This window comes from Paraburkholderia sp. (genome assembly GCF_050742655.1).
GTDB lineage: Bacteria > Pseudomonadota > Gammaproteobacteria > Burkholderiales > Burkholderiaceae > Paraburkholderia.
In genome coordinates this window covers 265,359-285,150 of record NZ_JBOIGG010000003.1, presented here as the reverse complement: position 1 = coordinate 285,150, position 19,792 = coordinate 265,359, and the positions used below count along the sequence as shown (strand labels likewise).

18 protein-coding genes and 1 other RNA gene are annotated in these 19,792 nt (G+C 64.7%); 9 read left to right on the top strand and 10 right to left on the bottom strand.

Annotated features, from left to right (window positions below; all coding sequences use genetic code 11):
- Positions 1-128 precede the first annotated feature (128 nt).
- Positions 129-434, top strand: coding sequence for a helix-turn-helix domain-containing protein (locus ACREXZ_RS06435; RefSeq protein ID WP_431763202.1), 306 nt, complete (start codon positions 129-131; stop codon positions 432-434).
- A complete protein-coding gene (locus ACREXZ_RS06430) occupies positions 431-1,798 on the top strand; it encodes a HipA domain-containing protein (RefSeq protein WP_431763201.1) in 1,368 nt (455 codons plus the stop codon). The genes ACREXZ_RS06435 and ACREXZ_RS06430 overlap by 4 nt, the downstream gene beginning before the upstream one ends.
- A gap of 130 nt (positions 1,799-1,928) precedes the next feature.
- Here the strand turns inward: ACREXZ_RS06430 and ACREXZ_RS06425 are convergent, their stop codons facing one another.
- The 10 genes from ACREXZ_RS06425 to trxA all read right to left on the bottom strand — a co-directional run bounded on the left by ACREXZ_RS06425 (position 1,929) and on the right by trxA (position 12,116).
- The gene (locus tag ACREXZ_RS06425) at positions 1,929-2,372 is read right to left on the bottom strand and encodes a YidB family protein (RefSeq protein ID WP_431763200.1); all 444 of its coding nucleotides are present in this window, start codon (positions 2,370-2,372) and stop codon (positions 1,929-1,931) included.
- Positions 2,373-2,476: 104 nt separating this feature from the next.
- The gene (locus tag ACREXZ_RS06420) at positions 2,477-3,049 is read right to left on the bottom strand and encodes a ComEA family DNA-binding protein (RefSeq protein ID WP_431763199.1); all 573 of its coding nucleotides are present in this window, start codon (positions 3,047-3,049) and stop codon (positions 2,477-2,479) included.
- A gap of 270 nt (positions 3,050-3,319) precedes the next feature.
- The gene (locus tag ACREXZ_RS06415; protein WP_431763198.1) at positions 3,320-4,696 is read right to left on the bottom strand and encodes an MATE family efflux transporter; all 1,377 of its coding nucleotides are present in this window, start codon (positions 4,694-4,696) and stop codon (positions 3,320-3,322) included.
- 2 nt (positions 4,697-4,698) lie between these two features.
- Positions 4,699-6,453: an ArnT family glycosyltransferase gene (locus ACREXZ_RS06410; protein ID WP_431763197.1), complete on the bottom strand. Its 1,755-nt coding sequence runs from the start codon at positions 6,451-6,453 to the stop codon at positions 4,699-4,701.
- 319 nt (positions 6,454-6,772) lie between these two features.
- Complete coding sequence (locus tag ACREXZ_RS06405) at positions 6,773-7,036, bottom strand: type B 50S ribosomal protein L31 (protein ID WP_431763196.1); 264 nt, start codon at positions 7,034-7,036, stop codon at positions 6,773-6,775.
- A 175-nt stretch (positions 7,037-7,211) separates the two neighbouring features.
- Entirely contained in the window at positions 7,212-8,048 is an 837-nt protein-coding gene (locus ACREXZ_RS06400) for a zinc-dependent peptidase (protein WP_431763195.1), read from the bottom strand.
- A gap of 3 nt (positions 8,049-8,051) precedes the next feature.
- Positions 8,052-9,608 carry an MFS transporter gene (locus ACREXZ_RS06395; RefSeq protein WP_431763194.1) on the bottom strand — a complete coding sequence of 519 codons (1,557 nt, stop codon included), beginning with the start codon at positions 9,606-9,608 and terminating at the stop codon, positions 8,052-8,054.
- Complete coding sequence (locus ACREXZ_RS06390) at positions 9,605-10,129, bottom strand: MerR family transcriptional regulator (protein ID WP_431763193.1); 525 nt, start codon at positions 10,127-10,129, stop codon at positions 9,605-9,607. Before ACREXZ_RS06390 ends, ACREXZ_RS06395 begins: the two co-directional genes overlap by 4 nt.
- A 174-nt stretch (positions 10,130-10,303) precedes the next feature.
- Positions 10,304-11,566 (bottom strand): transcription termination factor Rho, encoded by a 1,263-nt coding sequence (rho, locus tag ACREXZ_RS06385; protein ID WP_431763192.1) that lies wholly within the window; start codon positions 11,564-11,566, stop codon positions 10,304-10,306.
- Positions 11,567-11,789: 223 nt separating this feature from the next.
- A complete protein-coding gene (gene trxA, locus ACREXZ_RS06380) occupies positions 11,790-12,116 on the bottom strand; it encodes a thioredoxin TrxA (protein WP_133648936.1) in 327 nt (108 codons plus the stop codon).
- Between the two features lie 400 nt (positions 12,117-12,516).
- Here trxA and ffs point away from each other — a divergent pair.
- From ffs to ACREXZ_RS06345, 7 genes are all read left to right on the top strand, one after another.
- Positions 12,517-12,615, top strand: an RNA gene (ffs, locus tag ACREXZ_RS06375) — signal recognition particle sRNA small type.
- 197 nt (positions 12,616-12,812) lie between these two features.
- On the top strand, positions 12,813-15,341 hold the full coding sequence (locus tag ACREXZ_RS06370) for a DNA polymerase III subunit gamma/tau (protein WP_431763191.1): 2,529 nt from the start codon (positions 12,813-12,815) through the stop codon (positions 15,339-15,341).
- A 107-nt stretch (positions 15,342-15,448) separates the two neighbouring features.
- The gene (locus tag ACREXZ_RS06365) at positions 15,449-15,775 is read left to right on the top strand and encodes a YbaB/EbfC family nucleoid-associated protein (protein WP_007182071.1); all 327 of its coding nucleotides are present in this window, start codon (positions 15,449-15,451) and stop codon (positions 15,773-15,775) included.
- Between the two features lie 103 nt (positions 15,776-15,878).
- Positions 15,879-16,475 (top strand): recombination mediator RecR, encoded by a 597-nt coding sequence (gene recR / locus ACREXZ_RS06360; protein WP_431763190.1) that lies wholly within the window; start codon positions 15,879-15,881, stop codon positions 16,473-16,475.
- 79 nt (positions 16,476-16,554) lie between these two features.
- Positions 16,555-17,784, top strand: coding sequence for a CaiB/BaiF CoA transferase family protein (locus ACREXZ_RS06355; protein ID WP_431763189.1), 1,230 nt, complete (start codon positions 16,555-16,557; stop codon positions 17,782-17,784).
- Between the two features lie 106 nt (positions 17,785-17,890).
- A complete protein-coding gene (locus ACREXZ_RS06350) occupies positions 17,891-18,928 on the top strand; it encodes an ABC transporter substrate-binding protein (protein WP_431763188.1) in 1,038 nt (345 codons plus the stop codon).
- A 35-nt stretch (positions 18,929-18,963) separates the two neighbouring features.
- Entirely contained in the window at positions 18,964-19,776 is an 813-nt protein-coding gene (locus ACREXZ_RS06345; protein WP_431763187.1) for an ABC transporter ATP-binding protein, read from the top strand.
- Positions 19,777-19,792 lie beyond the last annotated feature (16 nt).

Genomic DNA, 19,792 nt, shown 5'->3' with positions numbered 1-19,792 from the left:
AGAATCTGTTCAATCGCATGGATTTTTGTTTCGGCGCTCGCTTTTGTCATTAAATCCTTTAGATCGTACGGATTTTTGACTACCTATCTGCTAAAATAATAAAATCCGTATGAATGCAAGGATTCTGAATGAGAACGGACATCGAAACACCCCGTGATCTCGGCATCGCGATTCGCGCGGCACGCAAGGCGCAACGTCTGCGTCAGGACGATGCGGCGGGCAGCATCGGCGTTAGCGAGAGCTTTCTCGGCAAGGTCGAAAACGGTGCGGAAGGCGTGCACTGGGGCAAGCTCTTTCGCGTGCTTGAATCGCTCGGCGTGAAGGTGAGCGTCGATTTGCCGGATGCGGCCGTCGCGCTGCTCGAGCGTGAGCGCGACAAGCTCGCGAAGCGCGAGGCACGCGCACGGCAGCGTCCTTCCGGGGATACGGCATGACGGCGGTAGAACGCGCGACGGAGCATGTGCCGCCGTCGCGCAGTCTCGTCGCGAGCATCAACGGCATCGACGTCGGCGTGCTGCGCGACGACGGCGATATCTGGAGCCTCACCTACACCGCCGACTGGCTCACCCGCCCGGAAAGCTACCCGCTGAGCCCCGCGCTGCCGCTTCAGTCCGAACCGCTGCGCGACGGCAGCAGTCGCCGGTCGGTGCAATGGTATTTCGACAATCTGCTGCCTGAGGAAGGACAACGTGCGCTGCTCGCGCGCGACGCGAACATCCGTAACGAAGCCGATGCATTCGCGCTGCTCGCGCATTACGGCGCCGAGTCGGCAGGATCGGTCACGCTGCTGCCGCCGGATCTCGCGGACGCTCGCGCGGCCCAAGGCGAAGGACTGCGGCCGCTCGCCGACGCGGATCTCGCCGCGCGGATCGCGGCGCTGCCGCGCGTGCCACTCACGCACGATGCGTTGAAGCGCATGTCGCTGGCCGGTGCGCAGCACAAGCTCGCGGTCGTACTGCAGGACGACCGGCTGCTCGAGCCGGCGGGCGCAACACCGTCGACGCATATCCTCAAGCCGAATCATCAGGAAGAGGGCGACTATCCGCATTCGGTCATCGACGAGTGGTTCGTGATGACGCTCGCCGCGCGTCTGAAACTGGATGTGCCGCCGGTGCATCGCCGCTATGTGCCTGCGCCGGTGTATCTGGTGGATCGTTTCGACCGGATCGAGCACGACGGCGTGTGGCAGCGCCGCCATTCGATCGACGCGTGCCAGTTGCTCGATCTCGCGCGCACGTTCAAGTACGAGCAAGGCAGCGTCGAGCAACTGGCTGCGATCGCGAACGCGTGCCGTAATCGAGCGGCGGCTCGCACACGACTGTTTTCGTGGCTCGTGTTCAACGTGCTGGTCGGCAACCCGGATGCGCATCTGAAGAATCTCAGCTTCTTCGTGTCACACGAGGGCGTTCAACTCGCACCGTTCTACGACCTGCTGAGCGTCGCGGCATGGAGCACACCGACGTATCAGAAGCGGGACTGGCCGGAGCGGGTGTCGTTCGCGTGGGACGTGCTCGGCGTGCGCTACTACGCAGATATGAATCGCGACCTGATGCTGCGTGCCGCCGACGTGATCGGCATCGCGCGCGGCACCGCCGTGCGTCTGCTCGATGCGCAGGTGAACGCGATCGGTCGCGCGGCCGACGATCTTTATGCGGAAGTCGAAGCGGAGAACGCCCGGCTCGCTGCCGGGAATCCGGCACTCGCGGCGACGTTCGGCGGCGAAGCGATGTGTATGCGGGTCATCCGGCACACGATCGTCGCGGACATGGTACGCAAGCTGTCGGTAGCGGGGGCTTGAGCGCGGTCGTGCAGCAGATGGTGCGGTGGCGCCGAAGCGGAGGGTCGACGCGAGGACAGCCCTCGAGGCAGAGGGCGCGCGTGAAGAGGTGAAAAGCAGGGGAGCGCCAGGCGCCCCCCTTCTTTCAACGTTACGCGGTCGGAGTGCCGCCGCCCTTGCCGAGCAGCGACGTGAGGCTGCCCAGCGCGCCGAGCACGCTTTCGCTGTTCACCTGGCCGCCAGCGGGCACTTCGCCTTGTGGCGTCGCGGCGTTGACGACGTGCGGTAGCACCTGCGACAGCAGGCCGGCGGCCTGCTGCGGATCGACGCCGACTTTCGCGGCGAGGCCGCTCACCACGTCCGAGCCGAGCACGCTATGCAGCGTGTCGGGCGAGATTGCCTGATTCTCGCCGTTGCCGACCCACGAACTGATGATGTCGCCGGCGCCTTTTTCCTGGAATTTCTGGATCAGGCCGTTCAGGCCGCCCGGCTGGTTGTTGACGAATTCGAGGGCGGTGGAGATCAGGGCTTGCTGGCCGCCGCCGCCATCGGGCGACTTGCCAAGCAGGGAACCGAGAGTGTCGAGTAGGCTCATGGCGGTCTCACTGGATAGCCGATCTGCGGATTTCGCTGCTGCGACACGCGGACCGGCGGGGGAAAACGCCGCGCGGGGGCGCGGCACGGATAAATCGCAATGCGTCAGCCGCCCGAAGCCGCTGCGGCGGAAGCAGCCTTGCTCTTCTTCGACTTCTTCGTCTTCGTGGTCTTGCCGTCCGATGTTGCCGCAGCCGGTGCGGCAGACGATGCGGTGGCTGCATCGGAAGCAGCCTTGCTCTTCTTCGAACGCTTCGACTTCGTCGCCTTGCCGCCCGATGCATCCGCCGGAGCGCTAGCGGTGGCCGTCGTCGTCGCGGCTGGCGCAGGCGTCGGGGTCGTTGCGGCCGGCGCGGCAGCCGTCGTCGTGGACTTCGTCGCGGCCTTGGTGCCTGCCGGCGGCGGCGCAGAGGAGCCGTTGACGGTCAGCCCGGCGGCCTCGAGATTCGTCACGGACTTGGTGCCGATTCCCTTGACGCGGGTCGCGAGGTCGGCGGCGTCCTTGAATGGGCCGTTTTTCGTGCGTTCGTCGATGATCGCCTTCGCATGGACCGGGCCGATACCCTTGACCGATTCGAGCGACGCCTGATCGGCGGTATTGACTTCGACGGCGGAGGCAAACCCCGCGGACACCGACAGCACGAGGGCAACGCACAGCATCAACAGCTTTTTCAGCATGGCAGGCACTCCATTGAGGGCAAAAAAATGAGCCGGGAACGGATCGCGCATCCAGTCAGCAGGCGCTGCGCTTAAGCATAGGACAAATTGCGCGCCCTTTTTATGAAAGGCCCTCGATTTATACCGATCGATTTGTCGCAAGTAAATCACCGGGGCGCTGATTTAACACTGGTTAAATCTTTGACGGTTTGCAGTGCGTACAAGCGGTTGTGCGCGATTGTGCGGCGTAGAGGCGATGCAAATCGGGTAATGCGGGGGGCTTCGGTGTGCTTAGGCCACAGTGTCCGGTTGTGTCACGCGCGGGCCGCTATAGCGTGCGCTGACGACGCGCCAGTACAGCAGCAGCCCTGTGCCGGCGATCGCGAGGCTCGCCGTATTCGCGACCCAGAAGCCGCGCGCGCCGGTGAGCCACGACGGCACGCCGCCGCCGACGTTATAGCCAAGCAGATAGCCGCCGCCGAGGCCCACGCCCCATAGCGCGATCGCGTAGATGACCGTTGGCACCACCGCGACCCGGTAGGCGCGCAGCACGAACGCGGACGTGACCTGTAGCGCATCGAACACGTGATAGAACGCCACGATCAGCACGAGTGGCATCGCGGCGGCGACCACCTGCGGGTCCGGCGTGTAGCCGGCGACGACGAACGGCCGCAGCGCGAGCACGATAAGGCCGTAGCCGCATGCGAGCGCGACAGCCATCGCGATGCCGTGCCGCGCCAGCGTGCGCGCGGCATCGTAGCGATGCGCACCGAGCGCCTGTGCGACGAGTGTCGACGCGGCGACGCCGATCGACAGCGGCGTCATGTACAGCACCGCGCCGACGTTCCCCGCGATCTGGTGCCCGGCGAGCGTCGTCGTGCCGAAACGCGCGATGAAAAGCGCCATGAACGTGTACGACGTGACCTCGATCAGGTACGACAGCCCCATCGGGATACCGAGTCGCAACTGGGCGAGTTGCCGCTGCCACACCGGCCAGCAGAAGCGCGCGAAGATCGCGAACGGCCGGAAAACGTCGAGCCTTGCCAGCACGGTCATGCCGACGACCGCGAGCGTCCAGTTGATCAGCGTGCTCGCGAGCGCGCAGCCGGGACCGCCGAGCGCCGGCACGCCGAGTCCGCCGAAGATCAGCCACGTGTTGAGCGGAAACTTGATCAGCAGCGCGCCGATCTGCAGGACCATCACGAGTCGCGGTTTGCCGACTGCATTGGTGAGCGAGCTGTAGACGCGAAACGCGAGACTCGCGGGCAACCCGAACGACAGGATGCGCAGATACGAGACCGTCAGTTCGCGCAGCGTGTCGGGCACGTGCGCGAGCCGCAGCAGCGGTCCGGGAAAAAACAGGATCGAGAAGCCGAGCGCCGCGAGCACGACCGCGAGCCACAGCGACTGACGCACCTCTTCGCCGATTTCCTCGTAGCGCCGCGCGCCGTGCAGTTGCGCGGCGATCGGTTGTAGCGCGGTGATGATGCCGGTCAGGCTGATGTAGACGGAAACGTAGATCGACGAACCGAGGCCGAGCGCGGCCAGATCGACCGCCGAATAGCGGCCGACCATCGCCGTATCGATCACACCGAAGGCGACGATTGCGAGCTGGCCGATCAGCACGGGCCACGCGAGCCCGGCGATTTTCCGCACGTCCGCGAACATGGTCAGTCCGGTTGACGGCGCGGCGGACGGCGCTTGACGGGCGGCTTTGGTCGATCGATGCGGACGTACAGACGGAAGCGTTCGTCGCGGTCGGCGACGCGGCGGCCTTCCCAGACCAGCTTCCAGATGTACGACGGCATCGAGCTCGGTTCGCCGAAGTCCTGCGTGTCCTGACGGAGGATCACGTCGCAGTCTTCGTTGAACGAGAAGTGCATGTCGCCGAAATACGCGAAGGTCGCGATCTGCGCATTGCCGAGCCGGACCGGCGAAATGCAGCTGTAGTCGTCCGGCAGATGGCTCGCGATCTGTTCGGCGACGTCCTTGTAGGTCCGGCTGTAGTTGACGAGCGGCAGCCACAGCGTCATCAGCAGTACCCACATCAGCGTTGTGCCGGCGCTCGACAGCACGACGCTGCGCCACAGCACTTTCGGATGCCGCGACAGCCGCCAGCGGGCGAGCGCGAACCAGCAGAGGGTGACGGCGACCGCGCAGACGAACGACAGGATCTTGAACTGCGGCGTGAAGCCCGGCGCGTAGCGCGCGAGGTTGCGTGCGAGCGGCGCGGGGAAGCCGGTCAGGCCCGCAAGCCAGAACAGCCACACGGCCGAGCCGATGATCGTGAAGCTCAGCATCGCGAACCAGTCGATCGCGTTGATCGCGCCGCGCTTCAACGTCGGCAGCGCGAACGTGGCGAGCACTGCGAGCGCGGGCAGCAGCAGCATGTAGAGCCGGTTCGACTGATGGCTCTGCAGCACGACGAGAATCAGCAGCGGCGCGATGACCGACAGCGGGATCGCAACGTGCGGCGCGCGTCTCAGCCCGGCCCAGCTGAAAAACGCCCACAGTGCGAGCGGCCATGCCGGCCACGTGAACAGTGGCAGGTTCTTCAGCGCGTAGCGCAGCACCGGTTCGGGCGAGCCGCCGAACGAGTTGATGCTGCCGTTCATCCACTGATTGAGGAACCACACGGCGTCATCGGGGAACATGGAAAGCGCGACGAGCGGCCACGACACCGACAACGCGAGCGCGACCGGCAGGCCCGCCAGCAGCAGCCAGCGCGAGCGCGTCTCGCGCACGATCACGGTCATCGCCAGCGTACCGACCAGCAGCGCAACGACCAGCACCGGACTGCTCGACAACGCGACGAGTCCGAGTGCGAACCCCCAGACGAGCGCGCCCTGGATGGGCTTGTCGACCATCCGCACGAGACCGTAGACGAGCATCGCGACGCAGACGAACTGCATGATCTGCGGCGTCGTTTCGTGACCGCGCTCGGCGAGGCCGAAGCACGCGAGCAGGATCAGTAGCGCGCCGTCAGCGAGCGTGCGGCCGAAGTCGCGCGGTTCCGGTTCGCCGCCGAACGCGTATTTGAACGGCTGAACTTCAGGGCGGCGGCCGAGCAGATACGCGGCATACCAGACGAACGCGCACGCGGCGCAGAACAACAGCCCGGTGAACACGCGCGACGCGTTGCTCGCATCGACCCATGGCGCGAGCGCACGGATCGAGCTCGCGCCGAGCCAGTAGCCAAGCGGGCCTTCCGATGTGATGTATTTGCCGACGAGGTTCGGCAGCAACCAGTCGTGCACGTGGCCCGTCGCCATCGTCCACATCACGCCGAAACCGGCTGCGTCCTCGTTCTTCCATGGGTCGCGGCCGAACAGGCCGAACGACGCATAGACGATACAGATGGTCAGCAGCAGCCAGCGGGGCAGTGCGCTGGTCGCGGAGGCGGTGAGGCGAACGACAGGTCTCATGCAGATGTCTGGATAACGGAAAGGCGAGGCGGCCGGCCGTGTGAAACGATGCCCGGGACGGTGGCCGGTCTGGAGCATCCGGCATTGTAGACGGGCCGTGCGCCGTGCGTCACGGTGGCGCATGGCATGGAGTCTTGCCGGTGCTTACGGCTGTTGCGCGTGTTGCGTGAACGGTGGGTGGCGAGATCGCGTTGGATATCGGCCGGAACTGCCGATAGCGGATGTCGCCGAAAGCGGCCGGCGATAAAAAAGGGCAGCTTGCGCTGCCCTTCGTGCTTCGTTCCGGCTGCCATCGATCGAGGCCCCGGCAACGCGGCTTTTACTTCACGGCCTTGCCGTTGGCGCGTGCGCCGAACTTCTTGTTGAACTTCTCGACACGGCCGGCCGTGTCCATGATCTTTTGCTGACCCGTGTAGAACGGGTGCGATTCCGACGACACTTCGATCTTCGCGAGCGGATAGGTCTTGCCGTTGAATTCGGCGGTCTCGCGGGTGTGGATGGTCGAGCGGGTCACAAACTTGAAGTCGTTCGACATATCGATGAACAGGACTTCGCGGTAATCGGGGTGAATGCCTTCTTTCATGGTCGTTCCTCTAATCTGGCGGTAGCCAACCCGCGTGCCGTCGCTGCAACACTGCATGCGGACGGCATTTTGGCGCGAGCCACTTACCTACGGTCGAAAAGCGGCAATTATGCCAGAAAATCAGTCGGTTGGCGACTTTTTCGCAAGGCCTTTCACAACCCCCACGCCCCCTTTTTCAGCGCGTGCCAGCTGCGAGCGAGCCGGTGCGCGCGGGGTCCTGCCGGTAATAGCGGGCCAGCAGGCGGTACAGCTCGGGGTATTCGGCCTCGAACGCCTGCGGCCGGACGAATAGCGCCTCGCTGCAGACCGCGAAGAATTCCGACGGATGGTCCGCGGCATACGGGTCGATCAACGATTCGCGTTCGAAGCGCGCCCAGCGGCGCTCCGGCACCGCGTCGACGCGCGCGCAGAAGCGGTCGTAGGCGTGATCGAACACGTCGGCCCACGCCTGCGAATCGAGCGGCGCGTGCCAGCGGCGAAAGAGCGGCGGATGGCCGTCGGCTTCACCGTTCAGCATGTCGATCTTGTGCGCGAATTCGTGGATCACGACGTTGTACGCGTCGCTGCCGTCGGTCATCTGCGCGTCTTCCCACGACAGCACCACCGGACCGCCTTCCCATGCTTCGCCGCTCGCGTCGTGCTCGACTTCGTGCACGACGCCGTCTTCGTCCTCGACGGTCTTGCGGATCACGAATTCGCCTGGATAGACGATCACGCCGACCCAGCCGCGATACAGGTCGAGGCCGAGATTCAGCACGGGCAGGCTCGCCTGTGCGGCGATTGCGACGGTCATTTCGTCGGTGAGTTCGAGGTCGTGCGCGGTCGAGAACTGCTTTTGCGCGAGGAACAGGCTGGTCATTTCGCGTAGTCGCGCGAGGTCCGCCGCGTCCAGATGGGCGAGAAAGGGCAGGCCGTCGAGCGTCGTCCGCCACAGCGCATCGGGAATCGAGTGAGTGCGCAGCGCGCGGTCGCGGCGGCGGGCGTCGAACCAGTGAGTGAGTTTCGAGAGCATCGGTCAATCGATCTGTTTTTGCCACGCGGCGAAAATGCCGCCGCACACGGCGACGCCGATCAGGAAATAAAACCCATCCAGCGACGTGAGGAAGCTCGCCTGCTGCGCGACGATTCGGGCGACCTCGACCGTCGCGAGCGCATGTGCTTGCGCGGGCAGCTGGCCGGTCGCCGCAAAGCCGTTCGTCAGCGACGCGATCGTACTCTGGAACGCGGGATTGAACGGATTCGCGAACTCCGCGAGCCGCGCCTGATGCAGCGCCTGACGATGCTGCTCGACGATGATGACAGACGCCGTCGCGAACGAGATGGTCAGCTGACGCACGATGTTCTTCAGCCGGTAGCCGTGAGTAAATTCCTCGATCGCGAAGATTCTGAACGTCAGATTCGCAACCGGCAACACGATGAACAGCAACAGCAGCCCGCGCAGCAGCAGCGGGGCGATCAGTGCTGCTTCGCCGACGTCAGGCGACATCCGCGTCATCCATGCAGCCGCGAATGCGGCGATCGCGAAGCCCGGCACGATGATCCACTTCTTGCGCGGCAGCAGTTTTGCATAGCGCAGGTAGATGAAGAGCGCGCTCGCGGAAATCAGCGACGTCACGCCGACGAGCCGGCCAGCGTTCTCGACCGGATAGCCGAGCCCACCTTCGAGAAACCGCGCAATCAGATAGCTGAACGCAGTCGACACGTAGTAGTAGAACATGTACAGCACGAGCCCCATCTGGAAGGTCTTTTCGCGCAGCGCGTGCAGCCGCACCAGTGGTGACGGGTGATGCCACTGCTGGTAGACGAACCACACGAGCGCGCCGATGCCGGACACGGTCAGCACGACCAGTTCCGGCGACGCTGTGAAGAGCCTGAAGCGCACCTGCTGCATCACGATCTGCAGCGCGCCCTGTGCGAACGCGAAAATCAGGTACGGCCAGAAGTGGGTGGCGCCGCGCTCTTCCGGCTGCAGGCTGCCGGAATCCGGAAGCGCCAGCAACGCGAGGATCGCGAACAGCACGCCAACGGGCGCCGTGCACGCGAAGAGCGCGCGCCAGTCGAAATGCGCGACCAGCAGACCGCCCGCAAGCGGCGCGAGTGCGCTGCCGAGAAGGATCAGGATCAGAAATGCGCGCGTCGCGGCAGGGCGCTGCTGCGGCGTGAAGCTGATCTGGATCAGGATTCGGCACATGCCCATCATCGGGCCGATGAAATAGCCCTGAAAGCCCCGCGCGAACGCGAGTTCCACCGACGTTTCGCAGAGCGCGGCCGCGACCGCGCCGGCCGCGTAAAGCAGCATGCACGCCGCGACATAGCGCCGGTAACCGATTCGCTCGACCCACCATTGCTGCTGCAGGATGCCGAGCACGGCGGCGACCGCGTACGCGCTCGACGACCAGACGAGTTCGTCCGGCGATGCGTTGATGCCGCCGGCGATATAGCTGGTGAAGAACGAGAAGACGGCGTTATCGAAGTAATCGAGGCCGGTGACGACCGCCAGCACCCACGGGAAGAAGTCGCCGCGTAGCTTGTCGACGCTGAAAAGCGGGACGCGGGACGGTGTTGCGTTCATGCGGACGGATCTCTGGGCTTCGCTTGTTTCGCCGCGGGCGTCCGCTTCCGGACGAGTGCATCGCGCCGCTCTTCGAGCAGCGTGTCGGCGCTTTCGCCGGCCACGCGGCGTGCGACGTAATCGAGATCGTGGCTCAGCTCCGCGCGCAGCGTCCGTGCCTCCTTCAGTTCCCGGCTGACGGATTCGATGCGCGCGTCGAGTGCGTCGATCTGCTGGGTCAGCGCGTCACGCACTTCGCGCAGCGACGCGTCCGACAGCCGGCTGCGGCCACCCTCGTGCCGGTCGAACGGCCGCTTGAGCATTTCGGTAATGCCTTGCAGCGAGAAGCCGAGCGAACGCAGCCGCAAGATCCGCGCGAAACGTTCGAGATCGTCGCTGCCGTAGAGCCGGTAGCGGCCCTCGCTGCGGGTCGGCGTGACGAGGCCGCGTTCCTCGTAGTACTTGAGCGTGCGCGCGGTGACGTGCAGGCGCTTCGCGGCGTCCTGCACGGTGAGCAGTTGCGGGTCGGGGCCTTTGGCCATGGCGCGGTGAGGCGGGTGTGGGTAGCGGCCATTATAGATCAACGTGTACGTTCACGTATATGTTGGCGGAAACGGGTGACGCGTGACATGCGATGCGCTGGCGACAGGCGAAAAAAAACCGTCCGCACGAGGCGGACGGTTTGTGTTGCAGTTCGAGCGATGCAGTGCGGCTTATCAGCTGCTGCGACGCATCATGTCGAAGAATTCGGAATTGCTCTTGGTCTGGCGAACCTTGTCGAGCAGGAATTCCATCGATTCGACTTCGTCCATGTCGTGAATGAACTTGCGCAGCACCCAGATCTTTTGCAGGACTTCGGGCTTGATCAGCAGTTCCTCGCGGCGCGTGCCGGACTTGTTCAGGTTGATCGACGGGTAGACGCGCTTTTCCGCGAGACGGCGCTCGAGGTGCACTTCCATGTTGCCGGTGCCCTTGAACTCTTCGTAGATCACGTCGTCCATGCGGCTGCCGGTTTCGATCAGCGCGGTACCGATGATCGTCAGCGAACCGCCTTCCTCGATGTTGCGCGCCGCGCCGAAGAAGCGCTTCGGACGCTGGAGTGCGTTCGCATCGACACCGCCCGTCAGCACCTTGCCCGAGGCCGGGACGACGGTGTTGTACGCACGCGCGAGGCGCGTGATCGAGTCGAGCAGGATCACGACGTCGTTCTTCATTTCGACGAGGCGCTTGGCTTTTTCGATCACCATTTCGGCGACCTGCACGTGACGCGCGGCCGGTTCGTCGAAGGTCGACGCGATCACTTCGCCCGCCACCGAGCGCTGCATTTCCGTCACTTCTTCCGGCCGTTCGTCGATCAGCAGCACGAACAGCACGACGTCCGGATGGTTCTGTTTGATGGCGTGCGCGATGTGCTGCAGCATCACCGTCTTGCCGGACTTCGGCGACGCGACCAGCAGGCCGCGCTGGCCCTTGCCGATCGGCGCGATCATGTCGATGATCCGGCCCGTCACGTTTTCCTCGCCGCGCATTTCGCGCTCGAGCAGCAGCACCTTGTTCGGGTGCAGCGGCGTGAGGTTTTCGAACATGATCTTGTGCTTCGACGCCTCCGGCGGCTGGCCGTTGACCTTGTCGACTTTCACCAGCGCGAAATAGCGTTCGCCGTCCTTCGGCGTGCGCACTTCGCCTTCGATCGTGTCGCCGGTGTGCAGGTTGAAGCGGCGGATCTGCGACGGACTGATGTAGATGTCGTCCGTGCTTGCCAGATAGGAGGTTTCCGGCGAGCGCAGGAAACCGAAACCATCCGGTAATACTTCGAGCGTGCCGTCGCCGAAAATCGTTTCGCCGGTTTTGGCGCGTCTTTTGAGAATGGCGAACATCAGTTCCTGCTTGCGCAGGCGGTTCGCGCTTTCGATCTCGAGGCCATTGGCCATCTCGATCAATTCAGACACGTGCTGAGTCTTAAGCTCGGATAAATGCATACGGAGAACCCGCGGGAGAAGGTGCGACGAATTGGAATCTGGGAGGAGAGTTGAGCGGAACCGCTCAAGGACTTACACGTCTTTTCGACGTTTTGTAGATTCTAGCATAGCACACGCCGGATTCCGCCGACGTGAGTGAAGAGCACCTGAGCAACGAGCGTGTTGTCGATGGACAACACGCCCGGTACGGTTCGCGGTGAATTGCGCCGCGACAGAAGCTTCTTTACAGGTTGCCGTCGAGGAACGCGGTCAGCTGCGACTTCGACAGCGCGCCCACCTTTTGTGCGGCGACCGCACCGTTCTTGAACAGGATCAGCGTCGGGATACCGCGCACGCCGAACTTGACCGGCGTCGATTGATGCTCGTCCACGTTGATCTTCGCGATCTGCACGCGACCGTCGTATTCCTTCGCGACTTCGTCGAGGATCGGGGCGATCATCTTGCACGGACCACACCATTCCGCCCAGAAGTCGAGCAATACGGGTTTATCGGATTTCACGACGTCCGTTTCGAACGATGCGTCGCTGATATGCTTGATTTGTTCGCTCATTGTATGAATACCTCTTTCGGATCGAGGCCGGCCTGAATTGCTCGCCACGATACACCAAAACCGGAAAAACTTCTGTTCGTGTAGCCGCACGCCGAGCCCTGTTCGAGTCCGTTCGAGAAACTGCGGATGCAGTCTCGGAAGGGCGCTAGGGGACCTGTATTGCGGGACATCTGGCCGCCAGTTTAGCTTAATTCGCTATGCGTTGCCCGCCGCGATAGTAGTCATCAGGGCAGTGGGGCTTTATCCTCGCGCGGGGATTTCCACGACCCTTATCTGGTGGTTTTCGCAGCAAACACAAGAGGGGCTGATAACTGCGCGGTGCCTTTGCGGATAAGCGTTACGCGGCGGCCGTTCACTTTAGCTGTCGCGCCGCAGCAGCACCGATGATAGAATGCAACGTGACGGGCCTCCTCGCATGGAGGGATGGTCAACCTGGTCAGGTCGGGAACGAAGCAGCCACAGCCGTTTTCCGCCAGTGCCGAGGGTCAGGCTCGTCACCTCCCGCTTTTTTCTGTGTCGTTCTTCCGCTGGTTTCGGGCCGCATCGTTCAGTGGCTGCTCATTTTCAGCACATCAGTTTTCCAATTTCAGCTACATCCAGTCAGCGAAATTCAATCGTGCAGACGCATGTTCCTGCCACCCGGTCGGGCGCTTTCGATTCGTCTGTGCGGACCAACGTTGCTGATACAATTTCCGGATGACCTACCAAGTTCTCGCACGCAAATGGCGGCCGAAGGATTTCGCTTCGCTCGTCGGACAGGAGCACGTGGTGCGCGCGCTCACGCACGCCCTCGACGGCGGCCGTCTGCACCACGCCTATCTGTTTACCGGCACGCGCGGCGTCGGCAAGACGACGCTGTCGCGTATCTTCGCGAAGGCGCTGAACTGCGAGACCGGCATCACGTCGACACCGTGCGGCGTGTGCCGGGCGTGTCGCGAGATCGATGAAGGGCGGTTCATCGATTACGTCGAGATGGACGCGGCGAGCAACCGCGGCGTCGACGAGATGGCGGCACTGCTCGAACGCGCGGTCTATGCGCCGGTCGATGCGCGCTTCAAGGTCTACATGATCGACGAAGTGCACATGCTGACCAACCACGCGTTCAACGCGATGCTGAAGACGCTGGAAGAACCGCCGTCGCACGTCAAGTTCATTCTCGCCACCACCGATCCGCAGAAAATCCCGGTTACCGTGCTGTCGCGCTGCCTGCAGTTCAATCTGAAGCAGATGCCGGCGGGGCACATCGTGTCGCATCTCGAGGGGATTCTCGGCGACGAGCAGATCAGTTTCGAAGCGCAGGCGCTACGGCTGCTCGCGCGTGCCGCCGACGGCTCGATGCGCGATGCGCTGTCGCTGACCGATCAGGCGATCGCCTATTCGGCCAATCAGGTGACCGAGGAGGCCGTGCGCGGCATGCTCGGCGCGCTCGACCAGAGCTATCTGGTGCGTCTGCTCGATGCGCTGGCCGCGGGCGACGGTGCCGCGGTGCTCGCGGTCGCCGACGAGATGGCGCTGCGCAGCCTGTCGTTCTCGACGGCGCTGCAGGATCTTGCGAGTCTGCTGCACCGTATCGCATGGGCGCAGTTCGCACCGGCGTCGGTGCTCGACGAATGGCCCGAGGCTACCGATCTGCGCCGCTTCGCCGATGCGCTGAACCCGGAGCAGGTCCAGCTTTACTATCAGATCGCCACGATTGGCCGCAGCGAACTGGGTCTCGCGCCGGACGAATACGCGGGCTTCACGATGACGCTGCTGCGGATGCTCGCATTCGAGCCCGCGCCGAATGGTGGCGGCAACGGCGGAGGGACGGTGCCGGCTGCGCGGCCGTCGACGTCTTCGTCTGCCGATGTACGGCGAGCGTCCGCGCCGGTGCAGGCCGCGGACTCCGCGCAGACACCAACGGTGCCTGCAGCGAAGGCACCGGGCGCCGCTGTACGGCAGGCGAGCGGTGAAGCGAATGTGCACGTCGGCAAGACCAACGATGGTGTGCCTGTGCGTGAGGCTCGGGTCGCAGCGTCTCCCGAAGCAGGTACGTCCGATGGCTCGATCGTCGAACCACCGGCCGCAGCTTCGCCTGGGACGGGTACATCGGTCGACGTGGTCGTTGAAGCGCAAGCCGACGCTTCGCCGGAGACCAGTGCGTCCGATGACGCGATCGTTGAGCCGCAGCTCGTGGCTTTGCCCGAGATCATCGAAGCGCAAGTTACCGACATCGCGGAACTGGCCTCGCCGCTAGTGCTGAAAGCAGAGCCGGAGGCCATCGTAACCACGCCAGCCGCCGCAACCGCACAGAAAAGAACCGCCAGCCCCCCCGGCGTCGCTGATGCCGCTATAAACAAGGCTGCAGCAGAAACAGCCGCATCGCATCGCGCCGGTGGTGGCGCAAGCGCTGCACTCGACGTGCTGCGCAACGCGGGCCTCAAGGTTTCGTCGACGCGCGACCGCATCAGCCCGGCGCCTCGAGCGGCATCGCCGGCCGCGCCTAAGGCCGCTGCGCCACGCGTCGTTGTCCCGGTGCCGTCAGTACCATCGGCACCCGCGTCACGTCCCGCGCAAAACGCCCCGGCAGCCCGCCCGAACGCCGCTCAGGACAAGCGCGAACAAAGCGCCGCCTCGGTCCCGCCGTGGGACGACATGCCGCCCGACGACTACATCCCCGTTTCAGGCGACGACGCTTTCTTCGCAGCACCCGACGACGGCTTCGTGCCGGTCTTCGACAGCGGCCTTGACGACGTTCGGCTCAACGGCGCAGTACCCGTGCGTGCCGAAGCACCACCGGTCGTCGATACGCGTCCGCTGCCGCCGGCGATACCGCTCGATCCGCTCGGCTTCGAGGGCGACTGGCCGGCGCTCGCCGCCGGCTTGCCGCTGAAGGGCATTTCGTACCAGCTCGCATTCAACAGCGAACTGATGGCGCTCGATGGCGCGACGCTGCGGCTCAACGTGCCGGTGCCGCAATACGCGGAGTCGTCGCAGGTCGCGAAGCTGAAGGCGGCGCTCGCCGAGCGCCTCGGTCGCGACGTCGACGTGCAGGTGGAAGTCGGCCCCGCGCGCCGCACGGCCGCCGCGCTCGATGCCGCCGAGCGCGCGCAGCGTCAGAAAGAGGCCGAGCGCGAAATCGGCGCCGATCCGTTCGTGCAGTCGCTGATCCGCGAATTCGGCGCGAGCATCGTGCCGGGTTCGATCCGGCCTGTCGCACAGGACGGCGCGTCGTCCGCGCATTGACATCGAGCGCTTGCCGCCTGCTGCTGCGTGTAGCAGGAACGCAGCGCCACACCATAAGACACCACCGCTTTCACACGATTACGATCCACAAGGCAAGGAGCACTCCCATGATGAAAGGCCAACTCGCCGGGCTGATGAAGCAGGCGCAGCAGATGCAGGAAAACATGAAGAAGATGCAGGAACAGCTCGCGCTGATCGAGGTCGAGGGCCAGTCCGGCGCCGGTCTCGTGAAGGTGACGATGACCTGCAAGAACGACGTGCGTCGCGTGTCGATCGATCCGAGCCTGCTCGCCGACGACAAGGACATGCTCGAAGATCTCGTCGCCGCCGCGTTCAACGACGCCGTGCGCAAGGCCGAAGCCACCGCGCAGGAAAAGATGGGCGGCATGACCTCTGGCCTGCCGTTGCCGCCGGGTTTCAAGCTGCCGTTCTGAGCCCGCATCCGGACGGCGGGTCGCCATCGGCTTTGCCGGGCACGACGTCGTCCGCTTCACTGGTTTCCCATTCGCCACTTTCCAGCGCCGTCGCCGTCATCGAATGAAACAACCGTCCGCACTGTCGGCGCTCGTCGAGGCGCTGCGCGTATTGCCCGGTGTCGGGCCGAAGTCCGCGCAGCGCATGGCGTATCACCTGATGCAGCACGATCGCGAAGGCGCCGGAAAGCTCGGCCGCTCGCTGCTGTTCGCGACCGAACATCTGCAGCACTGCGAGAAGTGCAACACCTTCACCGAAGCGCAGATCTGCGAAGTCTGCAGCGATGAGGCGCGCGATCCGACGCTGCTGTGCGTCGTCGAAACGCCGGCCGACCAGATCATGCTCGAGCAGACGATGACCTACCGCGGCCTGTACTTCGTGCTGATGGGCCGGCTGAGTCCGCTCGACGGCATCGGTCCGAAGGAGATCCATTTCGACCGGCTGGTTAAGCGCGCGTCGGACGGGATCGTGAAGGAAGTCGTGCTCGCCACCAATTTCACGAACGAAGGCGAGGCGACCGCCCACTACCTCGGGCAGACGCTGAAGGCGCGCGGTCTCGCGGTGACGCGGCTCGCGCGCGGCGTGCCGGTCGGCGGCGAACTCGAATACGTGGACGCGGGCACCATCGCCCGCGCGATGCTCGACCGCCGCTCGCTGTAGCGGCAGCGGCACGGCGAACGCGTCGCACACCGCACGTCGCACGCCGCCCGCGGCCAGCCCATCAGAACGAAGGAGACAGATGAACACGACGACCCCCACCGCCGCCGCCGTGGCGCCCGGCCCGCTCGCGGGCGTCAAGGTGCTCGAACTCGGCACGCTGATCGCGGGCCCGTTCGCCGCGCGCTTTCTCGGCGAGTTCGGCGCGGACGTGATCAAGATCGAGGACCCGAAGGGCGGCGACCCGCTGCGCAAGTGGCGCAAGCTCTATCCGGAAGCGGGCGGCACGTCGCTGTGGTGGGCGGTGCAGGCGCGCAACAAGAAATCGGTGACGGTCAATCTGAAAGCCGACGAGGGCAAGGAGATCGTCCGGCGCCTCGCGCGCGAAGCCGATATCGTCGTCGAGAATTTCCGGCCTGGGCTGCTCGAAAAGCTTGGCCTCGGCTACGACGTGCTGTCGGCCGGCAACCCCGGTCTCGTGATGGTGCGTCTGTCGGGCTACGGCCAGACCGGTCCGTATCGCGACCGGCCCGGCTTCGGTGCGATCGCCGAATCGATGGGCGGGCTGCGGCACATCACCGGCTATCCGGATCTGCCGCCGCCGCGTATCGGCATCTCGATCGGCGACTCGATCGCCGCGCTGCACGGCGTGATCGGCGCGCTGATGGCGATGCATCACAAGAACACGAACGGCGGCAAAGGTCAGATCGTCGACGTCGCGCTGTACGAGGCGGTGTTCAACATGATGGAGAGCGTGGTGCCCGAGTACGGCGTGTACGGCATGGTGCGCGAGCGCACCGGCGCATCGCTGCCGGGCATCGTGCCGTCGAACACGTACCCGTGCCGGGACGGCAGCATCGTGATCGGCGGCAACAGCGATCCAATCTTCCGCCGGCTGATGCTCGCGATCGACCGCTCGGATCTCGCCGACGATCCATCGCTCGCACACAACGACGGTCGCGTGCCGCGCACCGCGGAGATCGACGGCGCGATCGCCGCATGGCTCGCCGACCGCACGATCGACGAAGCGCTCGCGGTGCTGAACGCGGCAGACGTGCCGGTCGGCAGCATCTACAGCGTTGCGGATATGTTCACCGATCCGCAGTACCTCGCGCGCCAGATGATCCAGCGTTTCAAGTGGCAGGACGGTCACGAGATCGCGTTACCCGCGGTCACGCCGAAGCTCTCGGACACTCCCGGCGACACCCGCTGGCTCGGTCCCGAACTGGGTGAACATACCGATGAAGTCCTGCAATCGCTAGGTTATGATGCAGAGCGCATCGCGCGGCTGCACGAACAACAGATCGTCTGAATAGCGGCGACGGCGGGCAGCAGCGGGCACCTGCGCCCCGGCCCATGAAACACCGGCGCGCCGGTTTCATCGCGCGCACGAACAATAAAGACAGGAGACTTCGACGATGCAACGCAGACGCTTTCTCGCCGGTACCGCCGCGGTCGCGGGCGCGGCTTTCGCCGGTACGCCGCTCGCCTTTGCGCAGGGCAAACCCGAAACGCAGAAGGTTGCGATCGCGGTGGGCGGCAAGAACCTGTTCTACTACCTGCCGCTGACAATCGCCGAGCGGCGCAATTACTTCAAGGACGAAGGACTCGACATCGAGATCTCCGATTTCGCGGGCGGCTCGCAGGCGCTGAAGGCCGCGGTCGGCGGTAGCGCGGACGTCGTGTCGGGTGCGTTCGAACACACGCTGCTGCTGCAGGCGAAGAACCAGTCGTTCCGCGAATTCGTGTTGCAGGGACGCGCGCCGCAGATCGTGCTCGCGGTGTCGAAGAAAACGCTGCCGAACTACAAGTCGATCGCCGATCTGAAGGGCAAGAAAATCGGCGTGACGGCGCCGGGTTCGTCGACGTCGATCATGGCGAGCTTCGTACTCGCGAAAGCCGGCCTGAGCGCGAAGGACGTCGCGTTCATCGGCGTCGGCGCAGGCGCGGGGGCGATCGCCGCGCTGCAGTCCGGGCAGATCGACGCGCTTGCGAATCTCGATCCGGTGATGACGAAGCTCGAACGCTCGGGCGACATCCGCGTCGTGTCCGACACGCGCACGCTCGCCGACACGCACGCGGTGTTCGGCGGCAACATGCCGGCCGGCTGCCTGTACGCGTCGCAGTCGTTCATCACGAAGAATCCGAATACCACGCAGGCGCTGACCAACGCGATGGTGCGCGCGCTCAAATGGCTGCAAGGCGCGACCGGCAGCGACCTCATCAACACAGTGCCCGAGTCGTACCTGCTCGGCGACCGCGCGCTGTATCTGGCGGCGTGGGAGCACGTGAAGGAAGCGATGTCGCCGGACGGACTGATGCCCGCCGACGGCCCCGCAACGTCGCTGAAAACGCTACAGGCATTCGACGAGAACGTGAAGGGCAAAACGCTCGATCTGTCGAAGACGTGGACCAACGACTTCGTGAAGAAAGCGCTCGCGACCGTCAAGGCCTGACCTCCCGCGATCCGTTACCCGAAGGGAGCCGACCGATGACCGTTGCCGCCCTGGCACTCGAAAACATCACCTGCACGTTCGCGTCGCGCGACGACCGGACGCAACGCTACACAGCCGTCAAGGACACGACGCTGCGCATCGCGCCCGGCGAATTCGTCTCGGTCGTCGGCCCGACCGGCTGCGGCAAGTCGACGCTGCTCAACATCGGCGCGGGGCTGTTGCAGCCGTCGTCGGGCACCGTCAGCGTGTTCGGCGAACGGCTCACCGGACTGAATCGCCGCGCCGGCTACATGTTCCAGGCGGACGCGCTGATGCCGTGGCGCTCGGCAATCGATAACGTCACGGCGGGCCTGTCGTTCCACAACGTGCCGCGCGACGAAGCGCGCGCACGGGGCGACGAGTGGCTGAAGCGCGTCGGGCTCGGTGGATTCGGCGATCGCTATCCGCATCAGTTGTCCGGCGGGATGCGCAAGCGGGTGGCGATGGCGCAGACGTTGATTCTCGATCCCGACATCATCCTGATGGATGAGCCGTTTTCCGCGCTCGACATCCAGACGCGCCAGCTGATGGAGAACGAGCTGCTCGATCTGTGGGTCGCGAAGCGCAAGGCGGTGCTGTTCATCACGCACGATCTCGACGAGGCGATCGCGATGTCGGACCGCGTCGTCGTGCTGTCGGCGGGGCCGGGCACACGGCCGATCGGCGAATTCCCGATCGACCTGCCGCGGCCGCGCGACGTTGCCGAAATTCGCGCGCATCCGCGCTTCGTCGAACTGCACGCGCAGATCTGGGCCGTGTTGCGCGACGAAGTGCTCAAGGGCTATCAGCAGCAGCTGACCGCGGTGTGAACGCGACGCGTCGACG

What these genes read in the sequence shown, in the direction of transcription:
- ACREXZ_RS06350 (WP_431763188.1), top strand. Translation starts at nt 17,891, where the DNA reads ATGCAACGCAGACGCTTTCTCGCCGGTACCGCCGCGGTCGCGGGCGCG.
- ACREXZ_RS06400 (WP_431763195.1), bottom strand. Translation starts at nt 8,048, where the DNA reads ATGCTCTCGAAACTCACTCACTGGTTCGACGCCCGCCGCCGCGACCGC.
- ACREXZ_RS06390 (WP_431763193.1), bottom strand. Translation starts at nt 10,129, where the DNA reads ATGGCCAAAGGCCCCGACCCGCAACTGCTCACCGTGCAGGACGCCGCG.
- recR (WP_431763190.1), top strand. Translation starts at nt 15,879, where the DNA reads ATGAAACAACCGTCCGCACTGTCGGCGCTCGTCGAGGCGCTGCGCGTA.
- ACREXZ_RS06410 (WP_431763197.1), bottom strand. Translation starts at nt 6,453, where the DNA reads ATGAGACCTGTCGTTCGCCTCACCGCCTCCGCGACCAGCGCACTGCCC.
- ACREXZ_RS06405 (WP_431763196.1), bottom strand. Translation starts at nt 7,036, where the DNA reads ATGAAAGAAGGCATTCACCCCGATTACCGCGAAGTCCTGTTCATCGAT.
- ACREXZ_RS06370 (WP_431763191.1), top strand. Translation starts at nt 12,813, where the DNA reads ATGACCTACCAAGTTCTCGCACGCAAATGGCGGCCGAAGGATTTCGCT.
- ACREXZ_RS06435 (WP_431763202.1), top strand. Translation starts at nt 129, where the DNA reads ATGAGAACGGACATCGAAACACCCCGTGATCTCGGCATCGCGATTCGC.
- ACREXZ_RS06420 (WP_431763199.1), bottom strand. Translation starts at nt 3,049, where the DNA reads ATGCTGAAAAAGCTGTTGATGCTGTGCGTTGCCCTCGTGCTGTCGGTG.
- ACREXZ_RS06355 (WP_431763189.1), top strand. Translation starts at nt 16,555, where the DNA reads ATGAACACGACGACCCCCACCGCCGCCGCCGTGGCGCCCGGCCCGCTC.
- trxA (WP_133648936.1), bottom strand. Translation starts at nt 12,116, where the DNA reads ATGAGCGAACAAATCAAGCATATCAGCGACGCATCGTTCGAAACGGAC.
- ACREXZ_RS06430 (WP_431763201.1), top strand. Translation starts at nt 431, where the DNA reads ATGACGGCGGTAGAACGCGCGACGGAGCATGTGCCGCCGTCGCGCAGT.
- ACREXZ_RS06395 (WP_431763194.1), bottom strand. Translation starts at nt 9,608, where the DNA reads ATGAACGCAACACCGTCCCGCGTCCCGCTTTTCAGCGTCGACAAGCTA.
- ACREXZ_RS06345 (WP_431763187.1), top strand. Translation starts at nt 18,964, where the DNA reads ATGACCGTTGCCGCCCTGGCACTCGAAAACATCACCTGCACGTTCGCG.
- ACREXZ_RS06415 (WP_431763198.1), bottom strand. Translation starts at nt 4,696, where the DNA reads ATGTTCGCGGACGTGCGGAAAATCGCCGGGCTCGCGTGGCCCGTGCTG.
- ACREXZ_RS06425 (WP_431763200.1), bottom strand. Translation starts at nt 2,372, where the DNA reads ATGAGCCTACTCGACACTCTCGGTTCCCTGCTTGGCAAGTCGCCCGAT.
- rho (WP_431763192.1), bottom strand. Translation starts at nt 11,566, where the DNA reads ATGCATTTATCCGAGCTTAAGACTCAGCACGTGTCTGAATTGATCGAG.
- ACREXZ_RS06365 (WP_007182071.1), top strand. Translation starts at nt 15,449, where the DNA reads ATGATGAAAGGCCAACTCGCCGGGCTGATGAAGCAGGCGCAGCAGATG.